The sequence below is a fragment of the Variovorax ginsengisoli genome (assembly GCF_030811835.1).
Lineage (GTDB): Bacteria > Pseudomonadota > Gammaproteobacteria > Burkholderiales > Burkholderiaceae_C > Variovorax > Variovorax ginsengisoli_C.
The window spans coordinates 308736-325026 of record NZ_JAUSRO010000007.1 but is presented as its reverse complement, the minus strand read 5'-3'; the positions used below and the strand labels follow the sequence as shown (position 1 = coordinate 325026).

The 16291-nt window shown below is 65.8% G+C and carries 18 protein-coding genes and 3 tRNA genes; 3 read left to right on the top strand and 18 right to left on the bottom strand.

The window, feature by feature from the left end; translation table 11 throughout:
- The 13 genes from J2W36_RS13510 to J2W36_RS13450 all read right to left on the bottom strand — a co-directional run.
- Positions 1-91: GTP-binding protein (locus J2W36_RS13510; RefSeq protein WP_038111923.1), on the bottom strand; the 91-nt coding region annotated here is incomplete at its 3' end.
- A gap of 74 nt (positions 92-165) precedes the next feature.
- Positions 166-240, bottom strand: a tRNA-Thr gene (locus J2W36_RS13505).
- Positions 241-290: 50 nt separating this feature from the next.
- A tRNA-Gly gene (locus J2W36_RS13500) sits at positions 291-364 on the bottom strand.
- 76 nt (positions 365-440) lie between these two features.
- Positions 441-526, bottom strand: a tRNA-Tyr gene (locus J2W36_RS13495).
- A gap of 101 nt (positions 527-627) precedes the next feature.
- Positions 628-1323, bottom strand: coding sequence for a uracil-DNA glycosylase (locus J2W36_RS13490; protein ID WP_307690245.1), 696 nt, complete (start codon positions 1321-1323; stop codon positions 628-630).
- A 15-nt stretch (positions 1324-1338) separates the two neighbouring features.
- Complete coding sequence (trpC, locus tag J2W36_RS13485) at positions 1339-2139, bottom strand: indole-3-glycerol phosphate synthase TrpC (RefSeq protein ID WP_307690243.1); 801 nt, start codon at positions 2137-2139, stop codon at positions 1339-1341.
- Between the two features lie 22 nt (positions 2140-2161).
- Entirely contained in the window at positions 2162-3187 is a 1026-nt protein-coding gene (gene trpD / locus J2W36_RS13480) for an anthranilate phosphoribosyltransferase (protein WP_307690242.1), read from the bottom strand.
- 13 nt (positions 3188-3200) lie between these two features.
- Complete coding sequence (locus tag J2W36_RS13475) at positions 3201-3860, bottom strand: LysE family translocator (protein ID WP_307690241.1); 660 nt, start codon at positions 3858-3860, stop codon at positions 3201-3203.
- An 11-nt stretch (positions 3861-3871) separates the two neighbouring features.
- Positions 3872-4924, bottom strand: a complete 1053-nt coding sequence (ltaE, locus tag J2W36_RS13470; protein WP_307690240.1) for a low-specificity L-threonine aldolase — start codon at positions 4922-4924, stop codon at positions 3872-3874.
- Positions 4925-4928: 4 nt separating this feature from the next.
- A complete protein-coding gene (locus J2W36_RS13465; RefSeq protein WP_307690239.1) occupies positions 4929-5513 on the bottom strand; it encodes an aminodeoxychorismate/anthranilate synthase component II in 585 nt (194 codons plus the stop codon).
- Complete coding sequence (locus J2W36_RS13460; protein WP_307690238.1) at positions 5510-5899, bottom strand: GxxExxY protein; 390 nt, start codon at positions 5897-5899, stop codon at positions 5510-5512. The genes J2W36_RS13465 and J2W36_RS13460 overlap by 4 nt, the downstream gene beginning before the upstream one ends.
- Positions 5896-7398, bottom strand: a complete 1503-nt coding sequence (trpE, locus tag J2W36_RS13455; RefSeq protein WP_307690237.1) for an anthranilate synthase component I — start codon at positions 7396-7398, stop codon at positions 5896-5898. The genes J2W36_RS13460 and trpE overlap by 4 nt, the downstream gene beginning before the upstream one ends.
- A 205-nt stretch (positions 7399-7603) precedes the next feature.
- Positions 7604-8302, bottom strand: a complete 699-nt coding sequence (locus J2W36_RS13450) for a phosphoglycolate phosphatase (RefSeq protein WP_307690236.1) — start codon at positions 8300-8302, stop codon at positions 7604-7606.
- Positions 8303-8444: 142 nt separating this feature from the next.
- Between J2W36_RS13450 and J2W36_RS13445 the strand changes: the two genes are divergently transcribed.
- Positions 8445-8729, top strand: a complete 285-nt coding sequence (locus J2W36_RS13445) for a hypothetical protein (RefSeq protein ID WP_307690235.1) — start codon at positions 8445-8447, stop codon at positions 8727-8729.
- Between the two features lie 26 nt (positions 8730-8755).
- On the opposite strand, the gene J2W36_RS13440 is transcribed toward J2W36_RS13445, so the two are convergent.
- The 3 genes from J2W36_RS13440 to J2W36_RS13430 form a co-directional block, all read right to left on the bottom strand.
- A complete protein-coding gene (locus J2W36_RS13440) occupies positions 8756-10546 on the bottom strand; it encodes a PAS-domain containing protein (protein ID WP_307690234.1) in 1791 nt (596 codons plus the stop codon).
- 121 nt (positions 10547-10667) lie between these two features.
- Positions 10668-12845: a catalase HPII gene (katE, locus tag J2W36_RS13435; protein WP_307690233.1), complete on the bottom strand. Its 2178-nt coding sequence runs from the start codon at positions 12843-12845 to the stop codon at positions 10668-10670.
- 81 nt (positions 12846-12926) lie between these two features.
- Positions 12927-13073, bottom strand: a complete 147-nt coding sequence (locus tag J2W36_RS13430; RefSeq protein WP_307690232.1) for a hypothetical protein — start codon at positions 13071-13073, stop codon at positions 12927-12929.
- A 330-nt stretch (positions 13074-13403) separates the two neighbouring features.
- On the opposite strand from J2W36_RS13430, the gene J2W36_RS13425 reads away from it, so the two are divergent.
- Positions 13404-14222, top strand: coding sequence for a transglutaminase-like domain-containing protein (locus J2W36_RS13425; protein WP_307690231.1), 819 nt, complete (start codon positions 13404-13406; stop codon positions 14220-14222).
- Between the two features lie 28 nt (positions 14223-14250).
- Here J2W36_RS13425 and J2W36_RS13420 read toward each other — a convergent pair whose 3' ends face one another.
- On the bottom strand, positions 14251-15231 hold the full coding sequence (locus tag J2W36_RS13420; protein ID WP_307690230.1) for a succinylglutamate desuccinylase/aspartoacylase family protein: 981 nt from the start codon (positions 15229-15231) through the stop codon (positions 14251-14253).
- Positions 15232-15335: 104 nt separating this feature from the next.
- Here J2W36_RS13420 and J2W36_RS13415 point away from each other — a divergent pair, with 104 nt between their 5' ends.
- Complete coding sequence (locus tag J2W36_RS13415; protein ID WP_307690229.1) at positions 15336-15587, top strand: hypothetical protein; 252 nt, start codon at positions 15336-15338, stop codon at positions 15585-15587.
- Between the two features lie 3 nt (positions 15588-15590).
- Here the strand turns inward: J2W36_RS13415 and rpe are convergent, their stop codons facing one another.
- Positions 15591-16289 (bottom strand): ribulose-phosphate 3-epimerase, encoded by a 699-nt coding sequence (gene rpe, locus J2W36_RS13410; protein ID WP_307690228.1) that lies wholly within the window; start codon positions 16287-16289, stop codon positions 15591-15593.
- Positions 16290-16291 lie beyond the last annotated feature (2 nt).

The following is a 16291-nucleotide window of genomic DNA, read 5'->3' as shown; positions in this document are numbered from 1 at the left end:
CAGCGGTCAGCGTGGTCTTGCCATGGTCGACGTGACCGATCGTGCCCACGTTCACGTGGGGCTTGGTGCGGGTGAACTTACCTTTTGCCATTTTTTCGACTCCGAAAAATAACTAGATCAACATTCTCAAATGGGGTTGCACGCGAACGCGTGCAACCCCAAAACTGGTGCCCTTTGCGGGAATCGGACCCGCGACCTCTCCCTTACCAAGGGAGTGCTCTACCACTGAGCCAAAAGGGCGTTGTTCTCAACGTACCTGCATAACCTGCAACCAACACAAAACGAACAGCTGGAGCGGGAGACGGGAATCGAACCCGCGTCATTAGCTTGGAAGGCTAGGGTTCTACCATTGAACTACTCCCGCATCGTGACATTCCGCCACACGGCGAAACACCTCTAGCGTGCGCATTCAGGCGCTCTGCAACTCACTCGTTCTTCGCTGGTGGAGAGGGCTGGATTCGAACCAGCGTACTCGTAAGAGGGCAGATTTACAGTCTGCTGCCATTAACCACTCGGCCACCTCTCCGGCGAACCGCGGAATATAGCACGTTTCAAATCGTTCGTCGAACGCTTCATCTCGCACACATTTCAGCGGAGACTGCGAATATACCAGATTGCAAAGCCGTTTCAGGCGGATTCCTGCGTTTCCCGCCAACGTTTTGCTTCGCCGAAGTGCCCGCACCCGATGAACGGCAGCGGTGGACGCAACGCCGACAGAGGCGAAGGATGGTTGGCCACCAGCACCTTGTGACGGTTCATGTCGATGAGCGCGCGCTTGCTCTGCGCGTGCGCACCCCAGAGCATGAACAACACCGGCCGCTCGCCGTCGGCGACGTGGCGGATCACCGCGTCGGTGAGCACTTCCCAGCCGCGACCGGCGTGGCTGGCGGCCTGCCCCTCCTCCACGGTCAGGCAGGTGTTGAGCAGGAGCACGCCATGCGTCGCCCATTTCGCAAGACTGCCGCCCGGGTTGGGAAATGCGGGCGGCGGCACGCCCAGATCGCGCTGCAGTTCCTTGAAGATGTTGCGCAGCGATGGCGGCAAGGCCACGCCCGGCGCCACCGAAAACGCCAAACCCTCTGCCTGGCCGCGACCATGGTAGGGGTCCTGGCCCAGGATCACCACGCGCACCGACGCAGGCGGCGTGAGTTCGAGCGCGCGCAACGGCTGCGGCGGAAAGATCACCGCACCCGCTTCGAGCCGCTCGCGCAGAAAGGCCTGCAGCTTGCGGCCGGTCGGCCCCTCGAAGAACGCATCCACCAGCGGTTGCCATCCTGGCGCCACCGGCCAGTCGGCAGGATGGCTGCTCGTCAGTTGGGTCATGGCAGGCGCCCTCGCTCAGCGGAACAGGTCCGCCAGCGCCTCGCCGGGTTCGTCGGCACGCATGAAGGCTTCGCCCACCAGAAAGGCCTGCACGCCCGCCGCACGCAAACGCGCCACGTCGTCGCGCGTCGCGATGCCCGACTCGGTCACCAGCAAGCGGTCGGCCGGCAGGCCGGGCAACAGGTCGATGGTGGTCTGCACCGACACCTCGAAGGTACGCAGGTTGCGGTTGTTGACACCCACCAGCGGCGTCCTGAGCTTGAGTGCACGATCGAGTTCGCCAGCGTCATGCACTTCGACCAGCACAGCCATGCCCAGGTCCAGCGCAATCGCTTCGAAGTCCTTCATCTGTGCATCGTCGAGACAGGCCGCAATCAGCAGCACAGCGTCGGCACCCATCGCGCGCGCCTCGTAGACCTGGTAGGGATCGACCAGGAAGTCCTTGCGCAGCACCGGCAGGTCGCAGGAGGCGCGCGCCTGCTTGAGCGCATCGACGCTGCCCTGGAAGAACTGCCTGTCCGTGAGCACCGACAGGCAGGCGGCATTCACCGTGCCATCACCCTCGGCATAACTCTGCGCGATGTCCGCGGGAATGAAGTCGGCACGCAGCACGCCCTTGCTCGGGCTGGCCTTTTTGACCTCGGCGATCACCGCCGCCTGGCCTGCAGCGGCCTTGGCACGCAGTGCGCCCACGAAATCGCGGGTGAGCACACGGCTCTCGGCGTCGAAGCGCACCGATTCCAGTGAACTCTTTCGGCGCGCAGCTGCCACTTCTTCGTGCTTGACGGCAACGATCTTCTTGAGGATGTCTGACATGTCGGATCTCTGGGTCTGTGCTTCAGGCGGCTGCGGTGGCAGCGACGAATTCGTTGAGCTTGGCCTTGGCCGCGCCATCGACAATAGCCTGGCGTGCGCGCGCCACGCCCGTGGCGATCGAGTCGACCACATTGGCAGCATAAAGCGCCGCGGCGGCGTTGAGCACCACGATGTCGGTGGGCGCGCCGCCCTGGCCGTCCAGCACGCCCAGGAGCATTGCCTTCGACGCCTCGGGCGTCTCCACGCGCAGCGCGCGGTTGCTCGACATCGCGAAGCCGAAATCCTCTGGATGCAGTTCGTACTCGCGGATCTCGCCGTTTCGCAGTTCGCCCACCATGGTGGATGCGCCCAGCGAAATCTCGTCCATGCCGTCGCGGCCGTACACCACCACCGCATGTTCGGCGCCCAGACGCTGCAGCGCGCGCACCTGGATGCCCACGAGGTCGGGATGGAACACGCCCATCAGGATGTTCGGCGCCCCGGCCGGGTTCGTCAGCGGCCCGAGGATGTTGAAGATGGTCTTGATGCCCAGTTCCTTGCGCACCGGGGCGACGTTCTTCATCGCCGGATGGTGGTTGGGCGCGAACATGAAGCCGATGCCGACATCGGCGATGCACTTGGCGATCTGCTCGGGCGTCAGGTTGATGTTGACGCCCAGGGACTCCAACACGTCGGCGCTGCCCGACTTGCTGCTCACGCTGCGTCCGCCATGCTTGCTGACCTTGGCGCCGGCCGCGGCCGCGACGAACATCGAGCACGTCGAGATGTTGAAGGTGTGCGAGCCGTCTCCGCCGGTGCCCACGATGTCGACCAGGTGCGTGGTGTCGGCCACCTGCACCTTGGTGGACACCTCGCGCATCACCTGCGCGGCGGCGGTGATCTCGCCGATGGTCTCCTTCTTCACGCGCAGGCCGGTGATCAGCGCGGCCATCATCACCGGAGAGCACTCGCCGCTCATGATGAGCCGCACGATGTGCAGCATCTCGTCGTGGAACACTTCGCGGTGCTCGATGGTGCGCTGAAGCGCTTCCTGGGGGGTGATGGGCATGGTGTCTCCCGTGTCAGTGTGTGGGCGAAGAAAGCGGGTTGTCGGACAGCGCGAGCTTGATGCCGAAGCCGATGAACATGGCGCCGGCCACGCGGTCGAGCATGCGCATCCACTGGCGCACGGTCCCGCGGCGTGCCAGCCAGCCGGCCGCCACGGCCCAGCCGGTGTTGACCGGGATCGCGTTGAGGTTGAACAGCAGGCCCAGCAGCACGAAGGCCAGCGCCTTGTTGCCGGAGTCCGGCGCAATGAACTGCGGCACGAAGGCCAGGAAGAACAGCGCGACCTTGGGGTTGAGCACGTTCGTCCAGAAGCCGCCCATGAAGACCGCCTTCAGCCCGCGCGGTACGTGGGCCGCCGCGGCGGCATCGGTCGCCACCGCGGGCGTTGACTTGGCGAACAGCATGCGCGCGCCCAGGTACAGCAGGTAGCCCGCGCCGAGGTATTTGAGGACCGTGAAGGCTTGCGTCGAGGCGGCCAGCAAGGTGCCCACGCCCACCGCGGCCGCCACGATGTGCACGAAGCAGCCGGCGGTGATGCCCAAACCCGCCACGATGCCCGCGCGCACGCCCGAGCGCAGCGCGTTGCTCACGATGTAGAGCACGTCGGGGCCGGGCGTCAGGTTGAGCAGCCAGCCGGCGAGGATGAAGGCCAGGAGGTGCGCGGTGTCCGGCATGCGCGAGGCCCTCAGTGCGCGAAGAACTCGCGGATGGCAACCAGCGCGCGATCGATGCCGCCCGCGTCCACGTCGAGGTGCGTGACGAAGCGCAGCCGGTACAGGCCCGTCGCCAGGATGCCGCGTGCGTTCAGGTGCGCCAGCAGCTCGGTGGCGCGCGATGCCGCAGCGCCTTCGAGGTCGACGAAGACGATGTTGGTGTGCGGCGCCTCGACGCGCAGGCCCTCGATGCCGGACAGGCCGGCCGCGAGGCGCTGCGCCAGCGCATGATCGCTGGCGAGCCGGTCGATGTGGTGGTCGAGCGCATGCGACGCGGCCGCGGCCAACAGCCCGGCCTGGCGCATGCCGCCGCCCGCCATCTTGCGGATGCGGTGCGCCCGTGCGATCAGCTCGCGCGAGCCGCACAGCGCCGAGCCGACCGGCGCGCCCAGGCCCTTGCTGAAACACACCGATGCGCTGTCGAAGCACTGCGCGATGTGGCGCGCCTCGGTGCGCACGTCAGTGCCCAGCGCCGCGGCCTGGGCCGTGGCCGCGTTGAAGAGGCGCGCGCCGTCGAGATGCCGCTGCAGCCCGCGCGACTTGGCCAGGTCGGTGGCCGCCTGCACGTAACCGAAGGGCAGCAGCTTGCCACCCAGCGTGTTCTCCAGCGCCAGCAGCCGGGTGCGCGCGAAGTGCGCATCATCGGGCTTGATGGACGCTTCGATCTGGGCGAGCGGCAGCGTGCCGTCCGGCGCGTGGTCGAGCGGCTGCGGCTGCACGCTGCCGAAGACCGCGGCGCCGCCGCCTTCCCAGCGGTAGCAGTGCGCCTGCTGGCCGACGATGTACTCGTCGCCGCGACCGCAATGCGCGAGGATTGCGCAAAGGTTGCTCTGCGTGCCGGTAGGCATGAAGAGCGCGGCCTCGAAGCCGAGCATCGCGGCGATCTTCTCCTGCAGCGCGTTGACGCTCGGGTCGGTGCCGAACACGTCGTCACCCAGGGGCGCTTCGGCCATGGCGGCACGCATGGCGGGCGTGGGCTGGGTGACGGTATCACTGCGCAGGTCGACGGGGCGGGTGTGAGGCATGGCGTCAGTCCAGGAAGTTCTTGAGCATGGCGTGGCCGTGTTCGGTGAGGATCGACTCGGGGTGGAACTGCACGCCCTCGATGCGAACGTCGTGCGCGAAGCCGGTGTGGCGCACGCCCATGATCTCGCGGTCGTAGGTCCAGGCCGTCACGGCCAGTTCCTCGGGGCAACTCTCGCGCTCGATCGCCAGCGAGTGGTAGCGATTGACGTTGAACTTCTCGGGCAGGCCTGCGAACACGCCTTCGCGCGTCGTGGTGATCTCGCTCACCTTGCCATGCATGAGTTGCTGCGCACGAATGATCCTGCCGCCGAAGGCCGCACCGATCGCCTGGTGGCCCAGGCACACGCCCAGGATGGGCAGCCGGCCAGCGAACTCGCGGATCGCGTCGACCGAAACGCCCGCCTCGGCAGGCGAACACGGGCCCGGCGAGATCACCAGCCGCGCGGTGCCCGCCGCAATGCGCTCGCCGATCTGCGCAAGCGTGATCTCGTCGTTGCGCTGCACCTCGACCTCGGCACCCAGCTCGCCGAAGTACTGGACGATGTTGTAGGTGAAGCTGTCGTAGTTGTCGATCATCAGAAGTTTCATGGCTTGCTCACGATCCGGTGCACGCCCTTGACGACAGGGAACACGTTGAAGTTGATGAGGAGCCCCAGCTTGAGGCCCGACACGCGCAGCGCGGCCATCACCTGGGCGCGGTGCAGGTCGTTCAGCACGTCGACCGCACGCAGCTCGACGATGACCGACTGTTCCACGATGAAGCCGGCGCGGTAGACCTCGCCGAGGGGTCGGCTCTTGTAGCTCGCGCCCAACGACACGTCGCGCGCAAAGCCGATCTCGCGCTCGGCGAGCTCGATGGCCAGGGCCGATGCATAGGCGCCTTCCAGCAGCCCCGTGCCCAGCACGCGCTGCACCTCGACCGCCGCACCGATGATCTCGTGCGAGAAGTCGTTCACGCTTTCGTGGACGCTCATTCCAGCCCCTCCTCGACCAGTTCGGCCGCGCGCAGCAACGCACGCGCCTTGGCCTCGGTTTCCTTCCATTCCAGCTCGGGTACCGAATCGGCCACCACGCCGGCGGCGGCCTGCACATGCAGCATCTGGTCCTTGATGACACCGGTTCGAATGGTGATGGCCACGTCCATGTCGCCCGCGTAGCTGATGTAGCCGCAGGCGCCGCCGTACAGGCCGCGCTTGGTCGGCTCCAGCTGGTCGATGAGTTCCATGGCGTGCACCTTGGGCGCCCCGGTCAGCGTGCCGGCCGGGAAGGTGGCCTTGAGCACGTCGATGGCGGTCATGCCGTCCTTGAGCGTGCCCTCGACGTTGCTCACGATGTGCATCACGTGGCTGTAGCGCTCCACCGCAAAGGCCTCGGTCACCTTCACCGTGCCGGTCTTGGCGATGCGGCCGATGTCGTTGCGCGCCAGGTCGATCAGCATCACGTGCTCGGCTCGCTCCTTCGGATCGTTGATGAGCTCGACTTCGGCCGCCTTGTCGAGATCGGGCGATGCACCGCGCGGACGCGTGCCCGCCAGCGGGCGGATGGTCACCTTCTGCTCGCCATCGGCCATGCTTTCCTGGCGCACCAGGATCTCGGGCGAGGCCGCCACCACGTGGAAGTCGCCCAGGTGGTAATAGAACATGTAGGGTGACGGGTTGAGCGAGCGCAGCGCCCGGTACAGCGACAGCGGCGACTCGGTGTAGCGCTTGCTGATGCGCTGGCCAATCTGCACCTGCATGAAGTCGCCGCCGGCGATCAGCTCCTTGGCGCGCTCGACGGCCGCCAGGTAGTCGGCCTTGGCGAAGGACCGCTCGGCCGGATGCGGCTGCGAGGGCTTGACCTGCGGCGCGCTCACCGAGTACTTCAACTGGTCGCGCAGCTCACGCAGCCGGCGCTTGGCGTTCGTGTAAGCCTCGGGCTGCGCCTGATCGGCATAGACGATCAGGTACAGCTTGCCCGACAGGTTGTCAATGACCGCGAGTTCCTCGCACTGCAGCAGCATGATGTCGGGGCAGCCGAGCGTGTCGGGCGGGCAGCTGTTCTCCAGTTTCTTCTCGATGTAGCGGACTGCGTCGTAGCCGAAGTAGCCCGCCAGGCCGCCGCAAAAGCGCGGCAGGCCGGGCCGCAGCGCCACCTTGAAGCGCTTTTGGTAGGCCGCGATGAAGTCCAGCGGATTGCCCTCGGCCGTTTCCACCACGCGGCCGTCGGTCACCACCTCGGTGCGGGCGGCTGCGCCGAAGCCACTTGCACGTATCAACGTGCGTGCGGGCAGTCCGATGAAGCTGTAGCGGCCGAAGCGCTCGCCGCCAACGACGGATTCGAGCAGGAAGCTGTACTTGCCGCCGTCCTTGGTGTGCGCCAGCTTGAGGTACAGCGACAACGGGGTCTCGAGGTCGGCGAAGGCCTCGACCATCAGCGGAATGCGGTTGTAGCCCTGGGCGCTGAGGCTCTTGAATTCGAGTTCGGTGATCACGGGATTCTCTCCGTCTGCCGGCCGGCGCGGAGCGGCCGGGCGGCGGGTTCATTCAGGGTGGTCCGAGAGGACCGCGGGCGCACGGCGGCGCCGTGCTGTCAAACAGGCTGCGACGATGAGCGACGCCAGAGCCAGGCTCCCCGACGGCCTTGCCCTGTCTGAATGATGTAGTGAACGAACATGTGTCCGCGAGTGTAGCAGCGGCTCAGCGGGATGCTGCAATCTCGGCCAGCGAATCGACCACGCCATCGGCGTCCACACCGTGCACCGGCTCGCCGTGGTTGTAGCCATAGCTCACGAGCAGCACTGGGCAGCCGGCCGCCCGGGCAGCGCGCGCGTCGTTGCTGGAGTCGCCGATCATCAGCGTGCGTGCAGGCGCCGTCCCCAACGCCTCGCAGGTCTTGTGCAGCGGCAGCGGATCGGGCTTCTTGCGCTCGAATGAATCACCGCCGAAGACCTGGGTGAAAAAACCGTCCAACCCCTTGGACGCGAGCAACGGGCGGGCAAAGCCGATCGGCTTGTTCGTCAGGCAGGCCAGATGCAGGCCCGCGGCGCGCAGTGCCTGCAGTCCGTCGTGCACTCCCGGGTACACGGCGGCGTACTGGCCGTTCACCGCCAGGTAATGGTGCTGGTAGCGCGACCAGGCCCTTGCGTACAGCGCGTCGGCCTGCGTGAGCGGTGCCGCATCGACGGGCCGCACATGGTGCAGCACCGACAGGATCAGGTGCTCGGAGCCCTTGCCCACCATCGTCTCGATCTGCCGCGCATCGATGGCAGGCAGCGCGAGGTCGACCAGCATGCGGTTGAGCGCCACCGCGAAATCGCCGAGCGTGTCGACCAGGGTACCGTCGAGGTCGACGATCGCAGCGTCGAAGGAAGATGGGTTGAAAACGAAGGAGTTCACGGCGCGCGCGGAGGTCAATGAGGGCCTCGATTCTGCCGCGCGGCGAAAAAACCACGCTGCACGGCAGTCCGGCGCAAATGCTGGTGACCGGCGCGCGAAGGGCGCTAGAGTGGATTCATTCCCCAATGCGCCAAGGTGCAGCATGCCGAACGTCTTTCGCTGGTGGCTGGTTCCGAGTCTTGCAAGCGCGCTCGCCGCGCTCCTGCTCGTCAACGCGGTGCGGACGCCGCAGCACGAGGGGCCGCTGCTCGTGCTGGGCATCCTGGCGTCACTGCCGTGGTCGCTCGCGCTCATGGCGCTCGACCTGGCGCCCGGCTTTGCCGAACGTGCAGGTATCGTGGTCGGCGCCGGGCTGCTGATCAACACCGGCCTGCTCTGGGCCCTGTGCGCCCTGTGGCGCGCGCGCCGGCGCAAACGGGCTGGCTGACCAGCCTAGGGTGGAAACGGCTGGCGTCAGGTCGGAGAGACCCGCACGCGGTCACCGCCAGCGGCCTTCGCCACGTACATGGCAGCGTCCGCGCTGCGCAGCAACTGATCGGCCTCCTGGCCGGAGGTGGGGTACAGCGCAACGCCAATGGAGGCGCCCAGCTGCAGTCCATGGCCTTCGATCCGCATGGGCTCGCGCACGGCGGCGAGAAAGCGCTGTGCCAGCGCCACCGCCTGGGTGACGTCGGCCATGCCAGACTGGAGCACGGCGAATTCATCGCCGCCCATCCGCCCGATCACGTCGCGCGCGCCCGCGGCCTGGCGCATGCGCAGCGCAATCAGCGCCAGCACCTGGTCGCCGATGGCGTGGCCCAGGCGGTCGTTGATCGGCTTGAAGTTGTCGAGGTCGATGAAATGCACGGCAAAGGCGTCGCCAGAGCGCGCCTGGGTCGCCTGCGTCAGTTGCTCGACGAAGAACGACCGGTTGGCCAGACCGGTGAGCCCGTCGTGGCGCGCAAGATGGCGGATGCGTTCCTCGTTGCGGCGCCGCTCGCTGATGTCCTGGTACGTGCGCACCATGCCCCCGCCCTGAATGGGCACGCTCTGGATCTCGATGATCCGTCCATCGGCGCGGCGACGGTCGTAGAGCTGTGGCTCGCTCATGCTGCCGGTCCGCATCATCTGGAGCAGGTCCGGCGGCACCTCGTCGAACTCGCCCTGCGCGCACTGGTAGGCAAACACCTCGCTCACATGCGGCCGCGAGGCCATCAGGGCCTTGGGCAGTCCGAGCAACTCCATCGCGCGGCGGTTGCACACTTCGACGATGCCGTCGGCGTTGACCATCGCCAAGCCTTGCTCCATGCGGTCGAGCGTGGCTTCGAGCAGCGCCGACTTCTGCTGCAATTGCCTCTCGCTTTCGCGCGCGCGCTGCTCGGCTTCGCGCAGATGGTGCTGCTGGCGCTTGAGCATCGTGATGTCGACGTGCGCAAAGAAACCCTGGCCGTCGGGGCTGTGCTGGGCGATGACGCGCACCCAGCGGTCGTCGGGCAAGGGCAGCTCGAAGGGTGCTCCCGCAAAGCGCAGGTGTTCGGCAAAGAGGTCCAGGCCACGCTCGAAGAGCGCCTGCGCTTCGTTCTGTCCAGCGGTGTGGCTGGCTGTGGTCTGCGCCCACGCCTGCCGGTACACATCCTCGAAACGCAGGCCCGTAGCAGCCGCTTCGCTGTCGAAACCGTACATCGCGACGAAGGGCTGGTTGGCCCAGACGATGCGGTCACGCAGGTCCGTCATCATGATGCCATCGGCCACATGCTCGAACAGCCTCAGGCCGGACAGAGCGCCTTCACTGGAGCCGGGCAGCCGCAGGGTGTCCTCCTCCGAGCCCGCCAGCTGCACATCGCCGGACCGCCACAGCCGCACGCTCCCGATGCCAGGCAAGCGCGCAGCCGATACCCGAACCCGCATGCCGCGGTGATCGAAGCTGTAAGGATGCTGCTGCTCGGCATGCCGCCGCAAGCCTTCTTCGATGTAACGGTCGATCGAGCCCAGTTCTTCGGCATCGAGCCGCGCAAGATAGAAACGGCGCAGGTTGGCCGCGTAGGGCTCACCCACATGGATATGCCCTGCGTGCTCAGGAAAGAAATGCAGGAAGGTGCGGTTCCACAGCAGCGCCGCGGCATCGTCGTTGAAGACGCACACCCCCACGCCCAGTGAGTCCAGCGCCTGGGACATCGTGCGCATTGCGCACAGGTCGGGCGTTGCCATCAACGCTTTCACTGCCTGTGGCGGCGCCGTGGTCGGCAAAACGGGGTTGGATGTCATGGCGATGGCGTTCGTGCGCGCTCCTGTGCCGATTCTGCCGCGAGTCCCAGGCGTACGTAAAAATTTGTTCCCCCCTTTTCGGCCCGGTGTCCTGCCCGCGCTGCACGCGCAAGGCAAGTATTTAGGCCGCAACCGCGTCGACGTTGGGGCGCTCCCAATGCCGGTGCTTCGCGATGGCCCCGACGAACTGCTGCGCGATCTGTTGCGCCGCAGTCGCATCGCCCATGTTGGTCACCGGCGTGGGGGCCATCACCACACCCACCGGCGGGCTGCTCTCAGGATCGATTCCCAGACCCTTGAGCAATTGCACGCCCTCACCGACCACACAGATCGCCTTGCAGTGCTTGAACGCCTCGTGCACGAAATGCACCGCATCGCCCATTTGGAGCATCGCCTCCACCCCATCCTTGCCGGCAGGCACCAGCACGGCGTCGAACATCACCGACGGCGTGTTGTTGAAGGTAACGTCAACTTCGATCTGGCGCTTGGAGGCGCTTGCGACGGCACCCAGGCGCGGACCCACCACCTTGCACTGGGCGCCCGCCGCCTCGATGGCTTCGCGAATTGGCTTGAGCGACGCGGAGTCGACGCCATCGGCCACCAGGATCGCCACCTTGCGGGTCTTGACCGAGCCGTCACCGGAATCCACCATGCGCAGTGCGGGCGATTCTTCTACCTCCACCGCCATGCGGTGATCCCGAAAGCCAGGGCGTCCGGCCGCCGCCTTGGCGTCCGGCGCGCCGATGCCCAGCGGCTCGGCCACACGCCGCGCAAGCTTCTCGTCGACGTGCGCCAGGTTGTCGACCATGCGCTGGCGGATGGCCGGCACTTCGAGCTTGGACAGCTCAAAGCGGAAGGCGGCGATGATGTGCTCCTTTTCCGGCGCACTCTGGCTGTTGTAGAACAGACGGGCCTGCGTGAAATGATCATCGAACGACGGGCTGCGCCGGCGCACCTTGGGCGGTGACAGGTCTTCGGGATACGACTGAAAGCCGCCGCTTGCACCGTCGACCCGGTATTCGGTGCCGTTGCCCAGCGTGTTGGGCTCATAGGCCACTTGCCCGCGCGAGATGGTCTGGCGGTGCATGCCGTCGCGCTGGAAGTTGTGGAAGGGACACACCGCCTTGTTGATCGGCAGCTCATGAAAATTGGCGCCACCCAATCGTGAAATTTGCGTGTCCGTATAGGAAAACAGACGGCCCTGGAGCAGCGGATCGTTCGAGAAATCGATGCCCGGCACCACGTGGCCGGGGTGGAAGGCCACCTGCTCGGTTTCAGCAAAGAAATTATCGGGATTGCGGTCGAGCACCAGCTTGCCGATCTTCTGCACCGGCACCAGCTCCTCAGGAATCAATTTGGTCGGGTCGAGCAGGTCGAACCCGTAGGCATGTTCCTTGTCCTGCGGAATCATCTGGACGCCCAGCTCCCATTCAGGAAAGTCGCCGGCCTCAATGGCTTCCCACAGATCGCGACGGTGGAAATCAGGGTCCTTGCCCGCGATTTTCTGCGCCTCGTCCCACGCCAGGCCATGCACGCCCAGCTTGGGTTTCCAGTGGAACTTGACGAAATGGCTCTCGCCCCGACTGTTGACGAAACGGAACGTGTGGACGCCGAATCCTTCCATCATGCGCAGGCTGCGCGGAATGCCGCGGTCGCTCATGGCCCACATCAGCATGTGGGTAGTCTCGGGCATCAGCGAAGCGAAGTCCCAAAACGTGTCGTGCGCGCTCGCGGCCTGCGGCATTTCGTGGTGCGGCTCGGGTTTGACGGCATGGATGAGGTCGGGGAACTTCATCGCGTCCTGGATGAAGAACACCGGAATGTTGTTGCCGACAAGGTCATAGTTGCCCTCGCGCGTGTAGAACTTGACCGCGAAGCCGCGTGCATCGCGCACCGTATCGGCCGATCCGCGCGAACCAGCAACGGTCGAAAAGCGCACGAAAACGGGCGTCTTGACCGTCGGATCCTGAAGAAAGTCGGCGCAGGTGAACTGCGACATCGACTTGTACACCTGGAAGTAGCCATGGGCGGCCGAACCGCGGGCGTGCACCGCACGCTCCGGAATGCGCTCGTGGTCGAAATGGGTGATCTTCTCGCGAAGAATGAAGTCCTCGAGGAGCGTGGGTCCACGCACACCCGCCTTCAGCGAGTTGTGGTTGTCCGGTATCTGAAGGCCCTGGTTGGTGGTCAGCTGCGTGGACGCATCTTCGGCGTAGAGCGCCAATTGCGCCTGTTTGGGACTGGCACCATCGGCTGCCTTGGGGCGACGGCCTGCGGCGGCCTTGTTACGTGGCGTCATGACTGTCTTTCATTGGGAAGCGAGCGAAACGAAGCGAACGGCGCCACGCGACGCCAGGAAGGCACGATGGCCAGTGAGGCGTCAATGCATCTCGGCGTCGAGAAACATATCGAGCGCATTGACGAGTGCGACCAGCCCGATGGAGCCCGCTACCGCGGCCACCACCCAGATGAGCGCATCGTTCATCCACGCTCCATTGAGCGAGCCAAACAGAGAAGACAGTTCCATGAGAGTGATTGCGTCCTTGGCGCGACAGTTCGACTGAGAAACCCCATCGCTGCAGCACATGCAGCCTGATGGATTGCTGACCAGCGTAAACAGCAAAGGCCGGGCGCACCGTAGTGGCCGCTCGCTGCACGCCGTCGGCGCAGCGAGGGCACTTCGGTAGGACCGCGCCGACGCATCTGCCTTGACCTACGCGGATTTGCGCGCAACGGATGATCCGGGTGGGCAAGGACCTCGATAGGATGGGTCAACCCGAGCCGGCACTGAAACTGCTTTGCATTCTTTGCCTTCGTTTGCCCATCGTCTTCCATCTCTCTTCTGCAAAGCGCCCTCATGCTCATCAAAATCGGTTTCGACATCGAACTGGGCGTGACTGCGCCCACGGCCCTGGTGTACATGCTCCAGGTCCATCCTTCGCGTGCTGGCGACATCGTCCAGGGTGAGAACATCACCATCAGCCCGCCGCTCGTGACGCACCATTACCAGGACGCGTTCGACAATCACTGCGCGCGGGTGCAGGTACCTTACGGTGTGAGCAGCGTGCGCTTGCGCAATGAGGCGGTGGTCTACGACAGCGGCTGGCAGGACCCGATCGACTATGGCGCCATCGCCCACGCACCGGCCGACCTGCCGGTCGCCACGCTGCCCTTCTTGCTACCCAGCCGCTACTGCGAAGTCGACAGCGAATTGCTCGCCTTTGCCTGGAACCAGTTTGGCAACGTGGCGCCGGGCTGGCACCGTGTGCAGGCGATCTGCGACTGGGTCCACAACCATCTGCGCTTCGATTACCAGCGCGCGCGTGCCACCCGCACCGCGCTGGAAGGCTATCGCGAAGGCGTGGGCGTCTGCCGCGACTTCACCCACCTGGCCGTCACCCTGTGCCGGTGCATGAACATCCCGGCCCGGTATGTGACTGGCTATCTCGGCGACATTGGCATTCCGCCCGTGCCTTATCCGATGGATTTCAGCGCCTGGTTCGAGGTCTACCTGGGCGACCGCTGGCACACCTTTGATGCGCGCCACAACACGCCACGCATCGGCCGCATCGTCATCGCGCGCGGTCGCGATGCCGCTGACGTGCCGATCACCATGGTGTTCGGCCCCAACACGCTGCAGCGCTTCGAGGTGACGACCGACGAGGTCTTCGCCTGACCTTGCGTCGCTGCACCACGGGGTGCAGCTACAGGACGCGGTCGCTTTCCACGGCGAAATAAAACCATTCGGTGCCGACGAGCGCCTGCGCATTCGGGAACACGATGAAGCCGTCGCGCTCGGCGCGCAGCAGGGTCCCGTCGTTGCGCAGGCCGATGGGTTCGCCCTGCGCGACCGCATCGAAGGTGGCCCAGTCGCGCACGAACTGGTCGCCCTCGTCGAGCCGGTCCGTCACGCTCACCAGCCGCAACAGGGTGGGCTGAACCGGTGGCCGGGCTCCCACCGGCACCTCCACCAGGCCCAGCAGACGCAGTGCCGACAGGATGGCCTGCTCGGCCACGGCGGGTGCTGCCGGGTCCTGATGCTGGCCGCATTCGAGCGTGACGCCATAACCGCCGCAGCTGCGCATGTACTCGTTGGTCCCCCAGCCGAATGCCAGCGCCGCGTCGTCGGGCGGGGCACCACCCGCGCGTTGCGCAAGGCCGGCGGCGTAAATGTCAAGCCAGCCCTCGACCACGCGCGGTGTCCCGATGTGCAGCGCGAGCCGGCCCTCTTCGGCACCCCTTGAAAAAGGTTCGAGCAGGCCGCTGTTGTCACGCGGACCGATCATCGAAAAGGCCTCACCCGCACTCTGGAACGAATGCAGGTCGAGCAATACATCGTGCGCCGCGAGCAACGGGCACAGCAGGTTGGTCAGGCGTGCCTCGTAGTCGGCCGGGTGGTCCGAGGGCTGGAACAGCCGGTTGAGGTTGCGCTCTCCCTCCCGGCTGCCGCGCCGGCGGGCCAGCGGATTGGCCACGGGCACCAGTGTGAGGCGGCCGCGCAGCAATTGCAGCCCGCCGGTATCCAATTGCGCGCGCACGCGTTCGATGCCCTCGGTACCGCAAGTCTCGTCGCCATGCACTCCACCGAGGACAATCAGCCGCGGCCCAGGCACGGTGGAGGCGAACGCGTGGACACGCAGGGTTTCGTCGCAAGGCAGCGGGATCAGGTCAGGGAAAGTGGGCATCGCTGCGCATCCTACAGCCGTCGGCTGGCTGCGCCTACCGAGCCCGCGCCGTCGTGGTGGCACAAGGGTTGGACAAAACTCCAAGCCATTGAAGGATCACGCCCATGACCGCACCATCGACCCCCGCCACGCCCCAGAACGATGGCGACGACGGAAAAACCGCCGTGCAGCAAGGCCGCGACACGGCACCCCGCCTGCCCCATGAACACGACCAGTCCTCGGAGAGCCAGGACACGACCGACGGCAAGCCGACACGGGAAGGCAAGCAGGCGCTCAAGGACCTGCAAAGCGGTCAAGTCGACACCGACCGCGGCCCGGTGACCGACCGCGTCTACAACGACAAGGTGAAGAAGTAAGCCTCAGGCCGGCCCAACGCCTGCGATCTGGCTGCGCATCTGGCTGATCACACCGGCATAGTCCGGCGCGTTGAAGATCGCGCTGCCCGCCACGAACGTGTCGGCGCCAGCGGCGGCCACGCGTGCGATGTTGTCGATCTTGATTCCGCCGTCGACCTCCAGACGGATGTCGCGGCCAGACTGCTCGATGCGCTTGCGTGCCTGCTCGATCTTGCGCAGTGCGGAATCTATGAAGCTCTGGCCACCGAAGCCCGGGTTCACGCTCATGATCAGGATCAGGTCGATGTCGTCGATGGCCCAGTCCAGCGCCTCCAGGCCCAGGCCCGGATTGAACACCAGCCCAGCCTTGCAACCCGCGGCCTTGATGGCCTGAATGCTGCGGTTGACGTGCGGCGACGCGTCCGGATGGAAGCTGATGAAGTCGGCGCCCGCTTCGGCAAACGATGCCGCCAGCGCGTCGACCGGCTGCACCATCAGGTGCACGTCGATCGGCACCGCCACGCCCGCCGCCGTCTTGGCATGCGGCTTGAGGGCCTTGCAGATCATCGGACCGAAGGTCAGGTTGGGCACGTAATGGTTGTCCATCACGTCGAAATGGATCCAGTCGGCGCCGGCGGCGATCACGTCGGCCACTTCATCGCCGAGGCGCGCGAAGTCGGCGGAAAGAATCGAGGGCGCAATGCGGTAGGTGGGGCTCGTCATGG